Origin of the sequence: Bifidobacterium asteroides (genome assembly GCF_019469425.1) — a bacterium.
GTDB classification, from domain to species: Bacteria; Actinomycetota; Actinomycetes; order Actinomycetales; family Bifidobacteriaceae; genus Bombiscardovia; species Bombiscardovia asteroides_I.
Window position 1 is genome coordinate 2,075,793 of the sequence record NZ_CP048272.1, and the last position, 19,938, is coordinate 2,095,730.

9 protein-coding genes, 1 tRNA gene and 1 pseudogene are annotated in these 19,938 nt (G+C 59.5%); 2 read left to right on the forward strand and 9 right to left on the reverse strand.

Annotation, left to right across the window (positions count from 1 at the left end):
* Window positions 1–1,390: 1,390 nt before the first annotated feature.
* On the forward strand, window positions 1,391–2,686 hold the full coding sequence (locus GYM67_RS08620; protein ID WP_220236466.1) for an ROK family transcriptional regulator: 1,296 nt from the start codon (window positions 1,391–1,393) through the stop codon (window positions 2,684–2,686).
* A gap of 58 nt (window positions 2,687–2,744) precedes the next feature.
* Here the strand turns inward: GYM67_RS08620 and GYM67_RS08625 are convergent, their stop codons facing one another.
* The 6 genes from GYM67_RS08625 to GYM67_RS08650 all read right to left on the reverse strand — a co-directional run bounded on the left by GYM67_RS08625 (window position 2,745) and on the right by GYM67_RS08650 (window position 14,386).
* Window positions 2,745–5,750 (reverse strand): alpha-mannosidase, encoded by a 3,006-nt coding sequence (locus GYM67_RS08625; protein ID WP_220236467.1) that lies wholly within the window; start codon window positions 5,748–5,750, stop codon window positions 2,745–2,747.
* A gap of 135 nt (window positions 5,751–5,885) precedes the next feature.
* Entirely contained in the window at window positions 5,886–6,794 is a 909-nt protein-coding gene (locus GYM67_RS08630) for a carbohydrate ABC transporter permease (protein ID WP_220236468.1), read from the reverse strand.
* Window positions 6,787–7,662 (reverse strand): carbohydrate ABC transporter permease, encoded by an 876-nt coding sequence (locus GYM67_RS08635; protein WP_220236469.1) that lies wholly within the window; start codon window positions 7,660–7,662, stop codon window positions 6,787–6,789. Before GYM67_RS08635 ends, GYM67_RS08630 begins: the two co-directional genes overlap by 8 nt.
* 96 nt (window positions 7,663–7,758) lie before the next feature.
* Window positions 7,759–9,138: an extracellular solute-binding protein gene (locus GYM67_RS08640; protein WP_258561492.1), complete on the reverse strand. Its 1,380-nt coding sequence runs from the start codon at window positions 9,136–9,138 to the stop codon at window positions 7,759–7,761.
* Between the two features lie 808 nt (window positions 9,139–9,946).
* Complete coding sequence (locus tag GYM67_RS08645) at window positions 9,947–11,374, reverse strand: alpha-L-fucosidase (protein WP_220236470.1); 1,428 nt, start codon at window positions 11,372–11,374, stop codon at window positions 9,947–9,949.
* A gap of 318 nt (window positions 11,375–11,692) precedes the next feature.
* Window positions 11,693–14,386: a glycoside hydrolase family 2 protein gene (locus GYM67_RS08650; protein WP_258561493.1), complete on the reverse strand. Its 2,694-nt coding sequence runs from the start codon at window positions 14,384–14,386 to the stop codon at window positions 11,693–11,695.
* Between the two features lie 299 nt (window positions 14,387–14,685).
* Here GYM67_RS08650 and GYM67_RS08655 point away from each other — a divergent pair.
* Window positions 14,686–14,758: transfer RNA gene (locus tag GYM67_RS08655), tRNA-Lys, on the forward strand.
* Between the two features lie 555 nt (window positions 14,759–15,313).
* On the opposite strand, the gene GYM67_RS08660 is transcribed toward GYM67_RS08655, so the two are convergent.
* The 3 genes and pseudogenes from GYM67_RS08660 to GYM67_RS08670 form a co-directional block, all read right to left on the reverse strand.
* A complete protein-coding gene (locus GYM67_RS08660; protein WP_220236472.1) occupies window positions 15,314–19,126 on the reverse strand; it encodes an AAA domain-containing protein in 3,813 nt (1,270 codons plus the stop codon).
* A gap of 137 nt (window positions 19,127–19,263) precedes the next feature.
* Complete coding sequence (locus GYM67_RS08665; protein ID WP_220237492.1) at window positions 19,264–19,515, reverse strand: hypothetical protein; 252 nt, start codon at window positions 19,513–19,515, stop codon at window positions 19,264–19,266.
* Window positions 19,513–19,723 (reverse strand): annotated as a pseudogene (locus tag GYM67_RS08670) (hypothetical protein); the annotation flags it as partial. The pseudogene GYM67_RS08670 and the gene GYM67_RS08665, both read right to left, overlap by 3 nt.
* Between the last annotated feature and the right edge of the window lie 215 nt (window positions 19,724–19,938).

Below are 19,938 nucleotides of genomic sequence, written 5' to 3' on the forward strand. Positions count from 1 at the left end.
TGAGAATTCAACTGATCGAACAAGCGTTCTTTTTGTATGCGAGTTCCGGCGCCCGAACCCAAGCATCAACCTCATCACACTGGTGAAGTCATCATGCCGCAAGCCATCATTCCTCCTGGCTTTCATCCTCACGATGCCATCCATCACGGGCATGCGAACGTCCACAAGGATCACCTGGGGCAACGGCTGAGCGGCTGCTTTCATTTATCGAAGCAGAATCACCGCCTCCTGACCATTGGAAGCTCGTCTGACGACTCGTAGATCATGGTCAGCCTCGGGATCATGGGGACCAGCCCCTTGCGAAGGAACACAAGGTCATCCATCAGGATCAGGTCAATCATGAGCGTTGCCCCCCTGCCAGTACCAGGCAGGATGGCTTCTACCGTCCATCCCCCGTTTTCGCTCGGTCAACTACTCAAACCCCTCCCATCAGTCGACATTGCTCGCCTATCTGTTCGGGGCGCACTCCTTGATGATCGTGTTGATGATCATGAATGGTCGGTCCCCGATCGTCCAAGGCTTGCCCATGCCCATCCCCCATGCCCATCGTCGTGGATTCTGATGCGGAGGGTGCCGTCCTGCTCATAGTCACGAGAGAGGACGTGGTGCTCGGGCCTGAGGCGTGCCGGAGCGTGTTCGATTGCCTCCATGCTGACAATGAAACTGAGGTTATCCTGTCTGGGATCACGGTGTCGAGCTCGTTGAGCATGCGCAGCCTGGAGCCATAGCTGCTCCTTGACCTCAACTGAGTCAGCGAACCCCTGAGTCAGGGCGATAATCGTGGTGAGGCCATGGCCCACGCTGTCATGCGACTCCCCAGCCACCTGGGCACCTGATGCGGCCTGATCCCTTTGGCGTATAAACCAGGCTCAGCGGAGGCATGACAAATCTGATCAAGCGTTGATTGCCCAACAGCTCGAATAGATTGGTTGCCATGCCCTTCATCACCCCCCCACACCGCATGCCGAGGATGCCCAAGGTATGCAGCTGGCAGCACCGAAGACCTTAAGGAGTCCACCGACGAAAAGACTTGCAGAATAATCAACACAGCAGCGTCGAGAAGAGCTGCGAAGGGGATCATCAAATCGCGATAGGCAGTGCGGCCTTGCTCTGCCATGCCGGGAGGCTGCCCATGGCCCTGGCTGAAGAGAGCATCACGGCAAGCAGACCGATCATGGTTTGCGAGTTCCTCTGAAACCATGGAAGACTTCGCCGGTTGAACCGGCCGGACCGGGGTCATCAGCCCCTACCCATAAAATCAATGGCATACGCAAACCCTCCCCGGTGCCGAAAGGGCCATCTATCCGCGCTGGGTCGAACCAGCTCCCCCGCCGGACCCGCGAGCGGACCGGGCCAGGGATGCGAAAACCATCTATCCAATGAGGCAAGAATGTCCCTTTCCAATCAGTCAGAGTCACCCTTCCTACAAGGGACCAACCTCACCGCCGTCGGCGATTACAACCGCAGCGTGGTTCTCGACACCATCCGCAAAGCCGGACAAATCAGTCGGGTGGAGGTGTCCCACCTGACCGGTCTGACCGGCCAAACGGTGACCAACATGGTCCGCAAGTTGATCGACGACGGCCTGGTCCAGGAGGAGGGGACTGTGACGGTGGGCAGGGGGAAGCCCCGCACGGCGATCAGGTTGAATCCCAGTGGCCGCTACGCTGTGGGAATCCATCTGGAACCGGCCAGGACCACCGTCATCCTGATTAATCTGGGCGGCAATATCATAGACAGGGACCTGCCCGACCTGCCTGACGACTCCGCCCAAGCCATAGCTACACTAGCCTCAACGGTCTCTCTCCTGCTCGGACGCAACGGGATCTCCGGAAAGAGGGTGGGGGGAATCGGCATAGCCATCCCCGGCCCAGTAGATGCAAGGCAGGGAACCGTGCTCGACCCACCCAACCTCTCCGGCTGGCGCAATGTCCGTCTGGCCCACGACTTGGAATCGAGCACGGGTCTGCCTGTCTACATGGAGAAAGACGTGACCGCCGCCTGCCATGGCCAGACCTGGGCGGGCAGGGGGCAGGAAACCGGCCAGGACTTCCTCTTCATGTATATGGGCCTAGGCATCGCTTTCGGAACGGTCAGGCAGGGCCGGGTCTACCAGGGCAGGACAGGCAACGAGGGAGAGATGGGACATATCGTCGTCGACACCTCGGGCCCTGCCTGCTGGTGTGGGCAAAGGGGGTGCGTGGCTGTCACCTGCGACCCGCGCTCCCTGGTCAAACAGGCTGAGAAGGAGGGCCTCTTCCCCGCTCCTACCCGTGTGCAGGACCCGCAGGCCTTCAACGATTCTGCTGACCTCCCCTTCTTGGATGAGGCCTTCAGATCGCTCTGTCAACGGGCCCACGGTGGTGATGGGATCTGCCGAGACCTCCTCCTGGAGTCGGCAGGGCGAATCGGCAGGGCTGTGACCATCCTGACCGACCTTTGGGATATGGACACAGTGGTCTTCGGGGGTCCCTACTGGCACCTCCTGGAAGACATCTACCTGGATAGAGTGGCCCAGGTACTCAGGCGGCGGTCCGTCCTCAGGCAGGTCCATAACTTCAAGGTCCTGTCGACCACCTTGGGGGGTGACATCGCCGCCATCGGGGCTGCCAGCGCCATACTGGACCACGATCTGACACCCGGGCCGACCCTGGGGATGTCCGGGAGGGACCGGCCGGCAATCTGACAGGCGGGTTGCGAAAGGTGCCGTCAGGCAGATTGCCTGGCGGCACCTTTCACTTGATTCAGGACCTGCGGAACCGCAGGGTCACGATCTGGAAGGGATGGAGCTCAAGGTCAATCCCGTCCTCGCCCTTGGACCGTATGGCCGGCTGGACGGCATCGCAAGGAACCTCCATGAGGCCCACTTCATCGACGCCGGACCAATCAAAGCAGGCGGCCAGCCGAGCACGGGAACGGGCACCGGCGGATTCATAAAGACGGACGACCAAGTCGCCCGACCGGTCCTCGGCCAACTTTACGCTCTCGATCAGCACATCCTGCCCGTCCACTTCGACCAAGGGATCTACCTGGTGGGCGCCCATCACCCGGCGGACCGGGACGTTGAGCCTGTAGCCCATCCGGATGGCCCGCCTGATATCGGTGCCCACACCCAGGGCCACTGTGAAGTCGTGCTCCCCAAGATCGGCCCGAGGATCGGGGAAGTGAGGGGCCCGCAGGAGGGAGATCTGGATGCGCGTGCCCGGTCTGCCATCCGGCAGGGCAAACTGGTGGATGTCATGGCCATAGTTAGTGCAGTTGGCCAAGCTGACGCCGAAGTCGCCCTCCTGAATGTGAACCCACCGCTGGGCTGCGGCCTCGAATCTGGCCTGTTCCCAAGAGGTATTCTCGGTGATCGGCCTGGTCAGATGACCGAACTGGATTTCGTTGGCTGACTCCTTGGTGTAGAGGTTGGTCGGGAAGGAGAGCTTGAGCAGCCTGTCGCTTTCCTTCCAGTCCACGTGTGTACGGATCACCAGGGCATCCGTGTCATCATCCAGGCTGAGCTCCTGGCTGAAGGTTGACTGGCCGATGGCCCCGGAGACGATCACGGTCCCCTGGTCGGTCAAAGTAGTCGTCTCGACCTGGGCACCAGGCAGTTCCATGTCCTGGTAAGTCTTGTCGATATCCCAGGCATCCCAATGGGCGGGGGCGTCGATGAACAGGCGGAGGACGTTGGCTGGGACTGCCGGGTCAATCACCTCACGGCCGGAAGCCCTGTCAACGGCCGAGACCACATGGCCCTTGGGATCGATGCAGAAGGAGACTCGGTCGTTTTCGAGGACCGTATCGTCGCCATCCCTGCGTGCCTGGCCGGCGGCGGTACTGGCGGGTGCGGACACGGCACCGGCACGGACACCTTCCTGGCTCAGGGGCCCTGCGTTGGCCTCCAGCTGGACCGGGCCGCTGCCGACGAGCGCCTGGAGGGACCTGTCGATGATCCCCTCCAGCTGGGCCCAAATCTTCCTGTCGGAGCGCTGCACCTCGGCATAGACCCAGGCGATGGCCGATCCGGGAAGGATGTCGTGGAACTGATAGAGAAGGACCTTGCGCCAGATCTCCTGCAGCTCCTCATAGGGATAAGGGACACCGCAGAGGATGGCCGCCTGGCTGGCCCACCATTCGGCCTGTCGCAGGAGGGACTCGCTACGTTTGTTCCCGCTCTTGGTCGCCGCTTGGGAGGTGGCCGTGCCGCGGTGGAGCTCCAGGTAGAGCTCACCCACCCAACGGGGGGGATCTTTCATCTCCTCCCTGGCCTGGCGGAAGAAGGTCTCCGGCGAGGTCATCAGAACCCGGGGGCCGCCCTCCAGGTTCTCCTGGAGCTCGGTCGCCACCACCATCTCACGGGTGGGCCCGCCACCGCCATCACCCCAGCCGTAGAGGAGCAGACTGGAAGCCCCCTTCCCCTTCTCGGTAAAGTTCTTCTCGGAGCGGGCCACGTCGGCCGGGGAAGCATCGGAGTTGTACTTGTCTGCCGGCGGGAAATGGGTGAATATCTCCGTCCCATCGATCCCTTGCCACATGAAGGAGTGGAAGGGGAAGGTGTCCGTGTCATTCCAGGAGATCTTTTGGGTCAGGAAGTAGTCCATGCCTGCCAGGCGGGCGATCTGCGGGAAAGCACCCGAATAGCCGAAACTGTCCGGCAGCCAGGCGACATGCGAGGTGATGCCGAACTCCTCCTGGAAGAAGCGGCCACCTTGGAGGAACTGACGGACCAGGGACTCGCCACCTGGCAGGTTGGCATCGCTCTCAACCCACATACCCCCGACGGGGACGAATTGACCGGAGCGAATCTTGCGCCTGACCCCCTCGTAGGTATCGGGCTCGCTGTCCTTAAGCCACTGATACTGCTGGGCCGAAGAGGCGGCAAAGATGAAGTCTGGGTACTCGTCGGCCAACTCGACCGCATTGCTGAAGGTCCTGGCCACCTTGCGGGGAGTCTCTCTCAGGGGCCAAAGCCAGGCGGAATCGATGTGCGCGTGACCTACGGCATAGACGGTGTGACCCTTAGTGGCGGGCGCGCTGAGCACTTCCGTCAGGCACTGGCGCGCACGGCCTGCACTGCCTGCCACATCGTTGGGGTCGATGCTGTTGAGTGCAGCCTCGATGGCATCCAGGATGTTGGCGTAGCGGGTGCGGGTGGGGTCCACTTCGTGCAGAAGACCCTCAAGGACCTTGAGTTCTTGGATCAGGTTCCAGACCTGGAGGTCTAGCAGCCCCAGCTCAAGCCGCTGCAGACGGTAGATGCCCTGCTCCCTGCCCACCCCTTCGTTGCCCAGCTCGGTTGGATGGAAGGACCCACCGTTGGAGATCTGTGGGTTAGACGCAGCCTCGATGTAGAACTCGCAAGGCTGACCAGGCTCGGACACCGGTACCCACTGGTTGAAAGGCTCCACGGCCTTGATCACGGTCCCGTCCGGGCGGCGGACCAGGCCTTCGGCCTGGAAGCCGGGACCCAGCCCGATCCTGCCCAAATCGACGACCAGCTCGGGGCGGGTGCCCGCCTCGTGTGCCCACTCAGCCGGCACCTGGCCGGTCACGTGGAGCCACCAAGTGTCCCAGGCCGTCCCCCACGGGTTCCCGACCGACATAGGCCGGTATTCGGCCTGCTTGGCCGTCTGGAAGTCGACTGGTTCGCCGGCGACATCCCAGGATTCGATTGAAACGGGGCAGGTGTGGCGGTACAGGGCGTTCTGCAGGTGCTGGTCCAGAAGCCTGTCCAGCCTCCACAAGACCTTTTCCTCACGCATAAATCCCAATGTTCAACCTCCTTGTTGGCGGGTCACGGAAAACCCCGCATCTACATTGTCTTTTGCGGCCTATGCAAAAAATTAGTTTAGTTTACTTCTTTGTCAATTGCCACCGCCGACTCCGCAACCGCCCTTTCACCCCTTCACACCTCCGGCCAAGGAGTATGTCCCCAGGAAGCGGTTGGCGATGACATACATGATCACCACTGGCAGGGAATAGATCAGGGAAAAGGCAGCCAATTGGCCATAGATGATCATCCCATGCTGGCCGAAGAAGGAATATATGGTCACTGAGGCCGGCTGCTTGCCAGGTGACAGGAGGAGCATGTAAGGGACGAAGAAGTTCCCCCAAGTCCCCATCAATATGAAGATGCTGACGGCAGCCAGTCCCGGCTTCATCAGCGGAACCACCACCAATCGCAGGGACTTAAGCATGCTGGCCCCGTCCACCCAGGCGGCCTCCTCCAACTCGACCGGGACCGAGTCCATGAAGTTTTTGGTCATCCAAATGGCCATGGGAAGGGAGGAGGCCGCCAGGAAGAGCATGGTCCCCGTCATTGAGTCCAAGAGGTGGAGCATGACGAAGAGGGAGTAGACCGGGACCATCAGACACGTGATCGGCAGACAGGTGCCGAAGAGGATGGTGTAGAGAAAGGGCTTGTTGAACTTGGACCGGTATCGGGAGAGGGGGTAAGCGCACAAGACGGCGCAGGTCAGGACGATCACTGTGACGACGGCCGAGATCAGGAAGCTGTTCCACAGGGGAAGGAAGGTTTGGTCCTTGGTCATGATGGCCGCAAAGTTCTCCAGAGTCCAATGCCGGGGAATCTTGGTCTGGAAGGTGGCTTCCCCGTCGAAGGCGGCGAAGAAGAGCCAGAGGAGGGGGAGCATGAAGGCCACGAAGACAACCCCCATGGCTATGTAGGACAGACAGGCGGCCAGGCCGTGCCTGGTGGGCGAGGTGGGGGTGTTGAGCCTCCCCCTGTGCCCGATCGTCCGGGCCGGTCGCCGGCCTGTAACCGGTCCTCTGATTACCTCACTCATTGGTTACCCCTTTCTCGTCCTTGAGAGCGTTGACATAGACCATGCCGAAAATCGCACCGATGAAGAGCATGACCACGGCGATGGCGCATCCGTAGCCGATGTCTCCGAATTTGAAGGCCATCTTGTAGGCGAAGACGGGCAGGGTGGTGCTCTTGTCTCCGGGCCCACCGGAAGTCATGACGAATATCAGAGTGAAGGCAGACATGGTCTGCAGGGTGATCAGCATGAGGTTGGTGACTATGGTCTGCTTGATAACGGGAACAGTGACATGGATGAAGACCTGCCAGGCGTTGGCCCCGTCGACCACTGCGGCCTCGGTCAGGGACCGGTCCACCTCGCCGATGGCGGCCTGGTAGTTCATCATGGAGAAGGCCGTACCCCTCCAGATGTTGGCCAATATGACCGAGAACATGGGAAAGAGGTAGAGCCATTCCGACCCATGCACCCCGAAAAAGGAGAGGATCTGATTGAGGGTGCCCTCTTTGGAAAAGAAGGCGTAGCAGGCGAACCCGGCAACCATCTCCGGCATGACCCAGGCGGCCACGACGGCTGTGGAGACGAACTTGCCGGCGATTTTGTTGGCCCTCTGCAGGAGGACCGCCAGTGCCAAGCCAAGGAAGTTTTGAGCGATTATGGCGCTGACTACGACAAAAATCACAGTCAGCCATACGGATCTGGGGAAACTTGGATCAGTGAAGAGGTGTGAATAATTCTTCATGCCGACGAAGGCGGGCGCTGTGGCGGCGGGACCGCTCAGGGAGACGTTGGTCAGTGACCCGTAGAAGGCCCAGATGATGGGGCCGAGCATGAAGACGGCCATGAGGACTATGGCAGGCAGGACCGTCCAATACCGTTTGGCAGTATGCATTATGGCATATCCTTTCCAGGACGGGAGGTCGAGCACGGGGTCCAGATCATTTGGATGGGGCCAAGGGGTCGGCCGCGCCCGACCGATCACCGGACCCTATTCCCTGATGGCAACCTTGTCCTGGCCGACGATACCTGTCACCCCTTGGTCGTAAGCCTTGGCGGCCTCGTCGACTGACATTGCACCGGTCACCACCTGCTCCGTGGCCTTCTGGATTTCAGCCGAGACCTTGGGGTATTCGCTCACGCTGGGGCGGACATGTGTGTAAGCCAGGGCCTTGGTGGTGATCTCGGTGAAGGCGTTGGTGGCCAGATACTTGGGGTCCTTGGCCACGTCGGACCTAACTGCGATTTTGGCTTCCTTGATATCCTTCTCCAATGAAAACTCCCTGTTGCCCAGGAGCTTGATGAACTCGAAAGCCAGCTCTGGGTTCTTGGACTTGCCGCCAACAGCCAGGGTCCACCCGCCGGAAGAGGTGACGTACTGCGGTTCCGCACCGTTCTTGCTAGGGAAGAGGGCAGCCCCCAGAGTCTTCTCGTAATCCGGCCACTCCTTGGACCCGCCCTTAATCCATGTGGAGGGCAGCCAGCTGCCATCCAAGGTGAAGCCAATCTTGTCATTGGGAAGCCAATCCATACTGATGGTCCCGCCGATATTCACATCCTGCGCCTGGGCTGGGGTGGGGGCATAGCCCTTGTCGTATATGGTCTTGAGGAAGTTCAGCGAATCCTTGAACCCCTGGGAGCCGATAGTCCACTTCCCAGTCTTGACGTCCATCAGGGCCTTGTTCCCTTGCTTGGTCCCGTACAGCAATTGGTAGAAGCTCTGCATGGAGGTCCCCTCGCCGATGGCCGTCCCGGCGAACATGTTCATGGGGACCACGCCCGGCACCTTGGCCTTGATCGTAGCTGCCGCGTCCAGCAGATCCTGCCAGGTGTGCGGCTGCCAGGGGATAGGGATACCCGCCTTTTCGAAGACGTGCTTGTTGTACCAAATGACCCTGGTGTCCGTGTCGGCGGGGACCCCGTAAACACCGTCACGGCCTGTGCCGATCTTCTTGGCGGTCTCGATGTAGTTCTTGTTCCAGTCCGCCCACTTGTCCGCGAAGGGCTTGATGTTGTAGAGGTAGCCGGCGTCAGCATCAGCCTGCAGACTGTCGGAATCCTGGTAGAGAACATCCGGTGCGGTCGCGGGCGACCGCTGTGCCAAGGAAAGTTTGGTCTTGTAATCGGATTCCTGCGCCGAAATAGGCTGCAGGTCGACTTTCTTGCCCGGGTGCTCCTTTTCGAATATTTTCTTCGCCTTTTTTACCTGTGTATCAAACTGGGTGAACTGATCAGTCTTCTGATAGATGACTTTTATGGAATCCCCCCCCCCCCCCGCGGAAGAGGACGACCCCCCACAGGCGGACAGACAGAGCGACACAGCTACCACCAGGGCCGTCAGACCCACCGACTTCTTCATTTTCTTGCCCATCTTGCTCCTTTGCATTTGTGCGGCCCTACCTTGGAATATGGCATCTTCGACTTCTCATCCTTCAATAGGACCGATTTAATCAATTTAAATGATTTATTTGGAGATTGCAAGTCTCCCTCACCCAGTCAAGGCTGAGTCTCAACCTGGCCCTCTCCGCCAGCACCCTTACCGCCCAATCGCATGAATTAGCGGCTTCCCTGACGGTGAAGGCCCCCGCGATCGCCTTCTCTGTGGCCTTCTGGGTTTCGAAGGAGACCTTAGACAGACCATCACGCTAGGGCCGAAGCGAGTGAACCTGAGCGAGTCGGTTATCTGTCGGGCGAAGGGGCGGCCGCCAGGTAGGCAGAGTCCTTGGCCGCGCCCGACCTGACGGCGGTGCGGGCTATCCGAGTGGCATTTTCCAGAGAGCCTCCCGTTGCACGGGGCCTTGATGAAATCGAAGACAAACCCAAAGACCCCCAGACCTGCCGCCTGCGGCCACCGTCCATTCTTCTTTGGCCGTCACATCCTTGAGGGCCTGACTTTGCGGCTGAACACCCACGCGCCCTGGAACAGGCGGGATCCATGCCCGGCCTATTTTATCAATTAAATTGATTGATTAGTCGGACATAAGGCGTCTTCGCATACGCCCCCGGATGGGACCCGGTTGCCGTGACGATCCTGCGGCTGCCCTTATTGGTGGAGGAACAGGTAATCAATACACGGTCCAGACCATACCCACGGACCCGTCCCAGACAGTCGGCGATCCAGCAACATTCCGCCTGGCCCAAGGAGGTGTAAATCCTCCCCACCGCCGACGCCGGCCAGCTCATCGCCTGCCCTCCTCGTGGATCAGGCAGGCGTCCAAGGCCACGGGGCCACGTGACCTGGTCACACTGATCTCCAGGTGGCTGGTGGTCAGTGGACCGACCTGTGCGAAGCGCTGATACCCAACAGCCCCCACCTCTGCCACCTGATGGAGTTCCCCGTCAAGTTGGGCACTGATGACGACCTGCTCCACCCGCTGGCCGACCTCGATGTGTTCACGAAGGACGAGCCCATCCACCTGTCGAGGGCGGTCGAAATCAATGGTAATGGTGGGATGATCATCATCCGCACCGGCCAGCCAGCAGCCAGAGCCCGCACCGATGGACAGGAGGTTCCGGGGGTCGCTTCCGCATGCCTTGGAAGAGACGGATACCTTAACGTCCTCGGTGACGGCTCCCTCCCAGAATTCCCGAATCCTGCGGCCCAAACCGGTCAGAGACTCCACATCGGGCTGGCTGATCTTCCCTTGGGCGTTCGGCGGCACGTTGAGCAGGAGATTGGCGTTCCCGCCGACAGTGGCGGACCAGATGTCGAAAAGTTCGTCAATCGTGCGCACCTTGTCGTCCTCGCTGGCATGGTGGAACCAGCCGGGCCGGATGGAGGTATCGACCTCGGCCGGGTACCAGGCAAGGGGGCCGCCGTACTGTTCAAGGACCCTGCGGCTGCCCAGGTCCTCATCTTCAGAGCGCACGGCCCAATCGGGGTTGGAGAGATGGTCCAGCTCCCCCTTGCCCATCTTCCACTCTGCATGGCGGAGGGATGCCGGAACCACGCTCCACTCGTTCTCGCGTGCCTTGCCGGCCTCGTTGCCGCACCAGCGGACATCTGGCCCACAGATACTGATGACCGCTTCCGGCTGCAGGGCTCTGATCACATTGAAATAACGTTGCCAGTCATAGGCCTGGGTCTTGCCGTTGGGCCCCTCGCCGTTGGCTCCGTCCATCCAGACACTGAAGATGGGTCCGTAGTGGGTAAGGAGTTCTATCAGCTGGTTGACATAGTAGTCGTCATAGGCCTTGCCCTGCCCGTAAGCGGCCTCAGTCCTGTCCCAGGGGGACAGGTAGACGCCAAACTTGAGACCGTGACGGCGAGCGGCCCGGGAGACCTCACAGACCACGTCGCCCTTCCCTCCCCTCCAAGGAGATCTGGCCACGCTGTGCTCGGTGTAGGCGCTGGGCCAAAGGCAGAAGCCGTCGTGGTGCTTGCAGGTGAGGATCACCCCCGTCATACCGGCCGCTTTGAAGGTCTGCATCCACTGGTCGCAGTCCAGGTCCGACGGATTGAAGAGGGCGGGATCCTCGTGGCCTAGGCCCCATTCGCGGTCGGTCATCGTGTTCATGCCAAAGTGCATGAAGGCATACATCTCCATGCGCTGCCAATCAAGCTGCCGGCGAGACGGCTTGATATTGGCCAGATAATCCAGATTCATCGGAATCCTTCCTTGGAATTCGTTTGTCCATGGGTTGTCTGGGTCTTCGGTCTCTTGGCGACTCTTTGCACTTCTTTATCTGTAGTCTGCTCATACTCCATCGGGCGACCGGGACCCAATTGATTAACTTACCGCACAATTTCCACGAAAGGAATTGATATACATCAACCTGGCAGAGACACGCATGAGGCATGAATGAGGGCTGCCAGTTCGGCAGCCAGAAGGAAGATGGAAAGTGCTGTGCAGACAGACGCCGACCACCTCGGCCCAAGAGCAGGAACGGGAAGAGACACCCTTCGCCTCGCCCCAGAAGGAGGCTCACAAGGTCTGACGGTGCAAATCGTTGGCTGTCCGCAGCACCCTAGGGGACAAAAAGGTCTCAGGATCGCCCGCAGGGGCCGAGGTGATGTGCCAGACGACCGACTCTCCAGGCAAGAGGGTGGCCATGCCGCCGTCGATTGAGGCGGCAGGATCCACCTTATCCACCATGCAGAAGGCATCGCGGGCATAGGCCCGAGCAGTCAGGGTCAGCCGGTATCCGCGGTCCTCGACCGCAATAGAGGCTTCGAGGGGGTCGGGCCGGAGGGCTTGGTCCACAACCTCAGCCGGATTGTAGATGACCCTGGCAAAACCCGGCCGGTCGGGACCGGCCACGAGGATCTCCTGGGCAGGGTCACCGAAGGCAGCCACGGATGCCTCCAGAACCACCTGGGCCTGTCTCCCTGCCGGTATCGAGACCCGAGCGATCTGATCGGCCAAGACAGTCCCATCCAAGCGGCGGCGCTCCACCCGCCACTGGCCCTCCCAGGCCTGACGGGTGTCGTTGACCATGACCAGAACCAGCTGGTCAGGGGTGACAGGCATGCCAGCCCAACTGTGCTCAGCCCGATAGGCCTCTGAAACCCCGGGCTGAATAGAGGCTAGGCGGGGAGCGAAGAAGTCGCGGGAGGCGAACCAGAGGGGCTTGCGGTGCCCGTCATAGTCCACCGCCGCCCAGGAGATCACCGGCCAGTCGTCATTGAGCTGCCAGACCAGCGTGCCGGCATTCACCGGCTCCAGCGAGCGCATGTACTCCACCCCGAATCGGACGGCCTGTGCCTGTTGCAACTGACAAGCCCAGTGCCAGTCCTCAATATCCTCCCAGCGGTCACTGGGAATCAGCCAGGAGTGCGGCCCATCCGAACGACGGCCGTTTACCACGCCGCCGTAACTGATGTCATAGAAGTCGCCCGGAGTCAGGTGGGAACGCATGCCTCGGGAGAGCTTGATGTTGCCGTCGATGGCCTTCTGGTGGACCAGCATCTGGGTGCCAAAGGGGTCCAAGGGGCTGTCATGCACCACCCGGGTCAGGGTGCTCCAGGCAGGAGGCGCCTGGTATCCGAACTCGTCGGCGAATCGGGGCCTGTAATCCCTGTAGGCCTTGTAGTCCTTGCTGTTCCACACATCCCAGATGTGCACGGTCCCGTCGTTGTCCTTGTTGGGCGAGGTGTACTTGGTGAAACTCATCGGAGAACTCGGCAGATAGATCCTGGTCGGGTCCAGTTGTGCGAAGAGGCGGGGAAAAAGATCAGAATAATATCCATCGCCCCAAGGGCGTTCACCGTAACCGTACATGTTGGGGACGGCGGCGGGATCGACCAGAGCGTTCTTGAACCCGCCCCAGTCGGCATAGGCCGTGTAATTCTCGTTGGATCCATTCCATACGACCAGGCTGGGGTGCGGGGAGAGCCGACCGATCTGCTCCCGGGCCTCCGCCTCAACCTCCGACCAGTTGCCCGGGTCCTCCGGGTAAGCGGCGCAAGCGAACATGAAGTCCTGCCAGACCATCACCCCCTCCTCGTCCGCCAGGTCATAGAGGTCGTCGGACTCGTAGTATCCACCTCCCCAGATCCTGACCATGTTGGAATTGGACTCGACCAAGTCCTCCATCCGTCGTTGGTAGCGATCCTTGTTCATCCGGGTAATGAAGGCATCGTCGGGAATCCAGTTGTAACCGTGGGCATGCACCGGTACCCCGTTGACGGATATGCGGAAGGGGCGGCCGTCCTCGTCGGCCGCTGTGTCCACGCTGACCGTGCGGAAACCCACCCGGCCTGTCCACACGGCCTGGGGACGGGATTCATCCGATCCGGCGTTTGCCCCCTCCTGGCCTGCCATGACATCGACCGTGTAGAGGGGGTGATCACCGTAGCCCCGGGGCCACCAAAGCTGCACATCCGGTACCCTGAGAACCAGACGGACCGTGTCCGCTCCGGCATTGAGGCAGGAGCAGGCCTGGGCGTCGGCACTGTTGCCGCCTAGATGGACCCGCACGGGTATCCCCCCGGACTGGGTGCCAGGCCGTGCCTTCTCATCGGTACCGGACCTTCCACGGCCACCAGCGCGTTCCAGATCCACATCCACGGTGAGCAGACCCCCACCTTGGTCGTCGACGCCCACCAACGGGCGGACCTGGGCAATTCTGACACCGGACCAAGAATCAATGCCGATGGGCTGCCAGATTCCGGCGTTGGCCACGTCGATACCCCAGTCCCATCCGAACGACGAGGCCGCCTTCCGGAGCTGGTTGAAGGGATGGTTGTCATGAGGGTAGTAACCCAGAATCGTCTGTCTTCTCTCCCCCTCGCGGACGGGGGAGGTGAAGGAGACGACCAGGGTGTTCCCGCCTTCTTTGAGGAGATTGCGCACATCCCACCGGTAGGAGCGGTAGGCGTTCTGGGTGCTGCCAACCGGTCGGCCGTTGAGTTCCAGTGCGGCAACCGTATCCAGTCCGTAGGCCACCAGGTCGTGACGCTGCGATCCGTCGTCATGCCAGTCGAACTGGCAGGTGAACCGCCAGTCAACATCGCCGATCCACTGCTGGGCCTGTTCGTTGTCCCCGTCATAAGGGTCACCGATCAGGCCGGCGCGGAGGAGGTCAATAGTCGCCTCCCCCGGCACTCGGGCCTCGACCCCATTGGCCAGGCGGTTGCGGAGATCCTCCGGCGCCACCTGGGGATTGAGGGCTGCCATGGTCCAACTCCCCTCAAGAGGGGTGAATGTGGATGGGTGATGTGTAAGCATGGTGCTTGTCTTCCTTGTCTTGCGCTCCGTCGGCAGAGGCTTCAACCTTCCCCCGAAGTCCCGTGATGGTCATTCAACGCGGTGTACTCCTGCATCACCCTAGCAAAGAAGCGGACCGGACTTCAGGCTACGGCGAATCCGGCAATCGGAAGGGCGGGGACGGTGGGGGCCCGGCCCGATAGGGCCATCCGATGGACAGGCCGCCGCGATGTGCCGTCGGCCGAGTATGAGGTATACTGTGCTATGTTGCCCCTCTGGCTCAATGGTTAGAGCAGCGTCCTTTTAAGTCGTGGGTTGTGGGTTCGAGTCCCACGGGGGGCACTTTGGTTGTCTATTATTTAATACCGGCTACTGTGCTTCGTAAAAAATTCCTCCCGCGAAAACTCAGGTATCTGCCGCAATACCCAAGTACTACAACCCTGATACAGCATTCATCCAGACCATCAACCTGTGCAGGGGTGGGCCAGGCACCTGGTATATAGCCTTGATCCGTTTGCTGAGGCTCAGCATCTACCGAGCCGGCTCGGCACCTGATCATGGGAACCGAGTCGCAGTATATAGGCGGCACCGCCCTCCGCATGCCATGCCAATAGCAGATCTTCTGCATTGCCTTACATGGCACTCATATACAGCTGCATAACCTTGCAGCATATGCATCCGTTGACGCGCCTTCAAAATACCGACCGATGCTTCGAAATTCTCTGCTATCAGGTCAAGCACCCCCTGGACCGGCTTTAACGGACGTGCCTGCGGGCCATGCGCTTCGAATATCTCGCGAAAGCACCGGTGGGAACCAGCACAAGCCTCATCGGTCCGCGCCAGCAGTTGCCAGCACGCCATCAGTAAGGAATTCTGGCCGTACCTTTCCTGCTCCGATCAGGCTCTCATACTCGCCTCCACCGGCAGGTCCTTGGCGATCCTGGACGTATAGGTTCCATTCTTCCAATCAGCGAGATTGCCGACCACGTAGACACGTCGCTTGGCTCGCGACACAGCGACGTTGAGCAGATTGGGCGACCCGTTAACCCATGAACGGGAACCTTCTCCACGCCTGCCGGCCCTGCTGCCAAGGACAATGAAGACCACATCGGCCTCCCGCCCCTGGGAGGTATGCACGGTTCCGGCCTGGCTTGATGCCAGCCGGTTCGCCTCACTGCTGTTGCAACCGGTGCATTGCTGCAAGGCATCCGCAAAGGTGTCACGCACCCGGTTAGCCACAGCCCTGAACGGAGCGATGACCAGAATATTGGTGGGGTCGATCCCGCCTTGGAAGAGTCCGCACAGACGCCTGTGAAGTTCATAGCTCTCCTGCGGCCTCCATTGCGTTCTCCCAGTTTCGCCGGAGTTCGGCGGCACGTCGTACCAACAGGAGTCCGGCAACTCATTTCCCGCATGAGGCCCGGACGGATAGGCACAGGGCTGATGCTCCGGCCCTACGCGAACCATCCTGCCGGAGTAGGCCATGTCGTTGCATATGGAAAACATGGGCTCATCGCAGCGCCGATGCACCACCAGAGGCATCCCCAGCCAGTGGTCATCAGTTTCGTCCAACAAGCCGCAAGGAGTCTGGTAATCGACCAAGGCCTGCATGTTTTCGGACTCCAGTCCCAGGCGCTGGAGGTGATGGGTGCTCGCCAGGAGTTCACGCATCGGCTTGGGCATGGTATCCACGGGCTGGAGCTGCATAGGGTCCCCGACCGCAACCGCATGCTTCACACGTTGCAGCAGACCAGCAGCGGCCTGGGGCAGGGCTTGTCCGGCCTCATCCACAATCGCCCAGCCAAGCGCCTCCTTGCCTATCCCCAAAAACATTCTGGATATTGATGCAAAGGACGAGGAGACGACCGGAATCACCAGGAAGAAGGTTTGCCAAGCCACCAGTCTCTCGTCATCCGTAAAACCATTCGACTGCATCACAGCGCAGGCCAGGGACAGATTGCACATAAACTGGTGGGAAGCGCCCATAACAGCCTGCTGGTGAAGAGCCAGCGCCTTGATGTAGACCTCCGTCCGCGCCTTGCTCCATTCCTGATCCATCCACGCAACGTGGTCATCGCCAATGTCGGGCCTGGGCCACTGGGTCTGTTCGGCCTCGGCAATCTGCTGCTCAATGGCAGCAAGTTGCCTGGTCAAAGTCGCAATCTGTGTTTGGCATTCCCCTAACTTCTGATCACCGACTTCCAACCCTCCATAGAAGGACTGCAACCGCTGATGGACCGTGCTGGCCTGCTCATCAAAATGCTGTTTTGCACGACGTGCCTGCTCCAGATCAGTACGTACCTTAAGCTCATCCTGCTGCCTTTCGTAGCTGCGGAAAAATGACCTTAGAGGATGCGCCTTCCAGTAAGACAAGTGAACCTGACAAATGCTATCAGCCTGCTCCCAAACCGCTCGGACATTATTGGCAGCCTGGCCAGCATCCGACATCTGCCGTTCCATTGATTGAACCTGTCTGACATATCTTGAGCGGCTTGCCTGCATGCCATGAAGTTGTTCATTGAGGTTTTTCAGCTCGGCTGACAGATCGGATCGCTGATTGCACAGGCCTGAATAAGAACGCACAAGATTGTATTGGGCAATTTTCCTGGCGCGAATGCTCTCTTCTTTCTTCAGCGCAGCATTAAAATCATTCCTAGCGTTTATCCAATTGCTCCTGCCGCCTCTTTCACCTGGCATGTATTTCAATGACTTATAGATAAATTCGTTTTTGAAGGGCCAGAGGAATCGGTTTTTATTGCTCATGTTCCCCAAGACCGCCGACATAAGGGCCCAAGCGGAGGAGGTATTCGATGGTCTGCTCTGCTTATCCTGATTCTTATGATCGGCAATTTGTCCGGCAAAGTCTCGAAAAGCGAATCCACAGGGAACCTGCTTGAATTCACTGCCAATATAGGATTCCCACTCGGCGTCTATAGCATCGGCGCTGGGCAGGTCCTGGCTGACGTTTTCAACAGCCTTGTTGTTACTGGAAGCAACGACAATCTCAAAGCCGGTCACCGACGGATCAAGCGTCCAGTAGACATAGTCCTTGTCCTCGTCCGAGGTTGCTTTGGCCAGCCTCCGGGATATGAAAATATCCTGAGGACGGGAGAATCCTGCCAATCGCCGAGCCCTGGCCACAATAATCTCGGCCACCACATCCTTGAGCAGGGTGGTCTTGCCAGTTCCAGGAGGGCCATTGACACCTAGAAGCGATGAGCTGCCGTAGCCTTCCAAGGCCGCCCGTATTTGATTGATCGCCAGCTGCTGGCCTGTTGACTGAAATTGATTGGAAGCACTCGGCCATCGCCCGAACGGCATGCTGGCAGGTTCCGTCAAGTCGCCGACCAGATGCCCTTCGGAGTCCTTCTGCAGATTGAACCGTTGAGGATGACCAATCGATAGATATTGTCTGATCGGCTCAGAAAAAATGTCAGGCCCATTTTGATAAAGGTCCTCAAGATCTTCCAGGAAGAACGAATCCATCATTTCGCCATTCAATGATTCTGAAGCGGCTTCCAGATGGCAATTGACATAATCCCTGATCAGAGGCGAGCCGTCAGCACGAGCGAAAAGAGGAGAGCTGCTCACCGCGCGGTCATCCAGCCCCATCCCTTCCGCTACGTGCACAATAAGGCTTTCGATCTTGTATCTGCCGACCGGACCTGTCTGGTCTTCAGAGCCTTCCCCAGCTAGATGATTGAATTCGGATTTGAGTTTGCTTTCCGTCTCGTCAAATACTTCGATATGCGGCCACCCAGCCGGACAATCGGGCCAGCCCTCATGATTGAACAGGCAGGAAACCGCCTTGGCATATTGAGAGAGCATCAACGATCTTGGAACCAAACAGCCATCATCCCCTACGCAGAACTCCATAAGGGAAGCCACGGCAGAAGAAGCGCCAGTGCGTTTGCTCTGCCGATGGGCAAGCTCCTGCAACACCTCGTCCTGAGCAGTCTCCTCGGCTGGCGAGAGTTCTCGAACAAGCTTGGCGGCCTTCATTAGCGCATTCGTGACTACACGCTGGGAGAGCCCGGCTGCTATTCGAAAACGTTCATGTTTAAGCCACCTACTTTGCCCTTCTAATTCTTGCTGCTCCGAGTTCTCGCCAGGTTTCACTGCCTGGTGGACGGGGCGACGCGCAAATCGACGGTCATAGTCCTTGCGGTAAACAGCACAGGCTGAGCCAGACCGATTGGCCTTTGCTGACAGCTCTCCCACCACCTGCAGCAGGCGCGAAACCATGGAATCCGTCAGCTCGGTACCCGCCGGCAGAGGGTCGGGCCGCTTGGCCACCTCTAGCCATAACTTGTTCATCTCCCCAAGCAGACCGGTTATAGTCTGTTCGTCGAGCCCTGATTTGACCGCCTGCGCCCGCAGCCAGTTCTCGGTATCCTCTGCGAATGAGAAGGGTTTGATCAGCCGAGCGTTCATGTCTGTCTGCAGCCGGTATATTTTCCTGCTCTGCAGATCGTTATAGAGGTTTGTATATGAACGACGCTCATTGTCAACCGGCCCGATGAGAAGATCGGCATGAATCTGATCCCAAGGAAGCCGTTCCTGTTCCGAAACGCTTACTTTGTGGCCGTCGTTGTCGGTGGAGGATAAAGCAATAAGCTGGTTATCCCTCCAATTTTGTGGCGAGAACAGTTCAACCGCGCACCAATATGACAAAACATCCATCGCATGCTGTTGCTCATCGTTCCCCATACCTGCCAGTATGCGGATAAGCGGGGACAGGTGCAGGTACAGGCTCGAGCGACAGATGAGGCCATAGAGAGAGAAGAGGGAGAGAACAAACCCCGATGCGACAATGTCAATTCCAATTATCACATCGAGAAAAGCGATTATGCTCGCAGTTGTTTGACTGCCCACATGGCTAGTTTGCGCATCTCCGAGGCGACCAAGACCAGTGAGGCCAGCGCGTTGAACAGCTGGGCGGCCAGCAGCGGCACGGTCACGCCCACCTGCCAATGAAGGCCTCCGTCCTTGGCGATAATCCCGGCCATCAGGGTCTCTTCCACTGCCTCAGCCGGGGATGAGCCAATAGCATCCGCCAGCTGTTGATCATTCGACCCGCTGGCCTCGACCGGCTGCATGGTTCCCTCCGGAGCGTACCCGGTGCCAGTGAGCCTGACCTGCCCCGAGGGAACCGACCACCAGCTCAATGGTCATCTCGTTGCGGGTCAGCGTCCCCGTCTTATCAAAACAGATCACCGATGCCTACCCCAGAGTCTCAACCGAGCCGAGCTTCTTGACGATGGCATGGTGCCTGGCCATGCCCTGCACGCCCAAGGCAAGGGCAACCTGAACCACATCCGCCCTGGATGGGTCCATGAGGACGAAGTCATTCACTCCGTGCTTCCGCCCGGGGCCCCGCCCCGCATCCGGGAACATGCCGTCATTGATTGATTGCTCATGCTCGGAATCACTGGCCAACCCAGTCATGCCGCTCTCCTGCTCATGCCACGGAGTAGTCAACGCTTCGGAGGCCTGTTGGGAGGGATCAGAAGCGGCCAGGC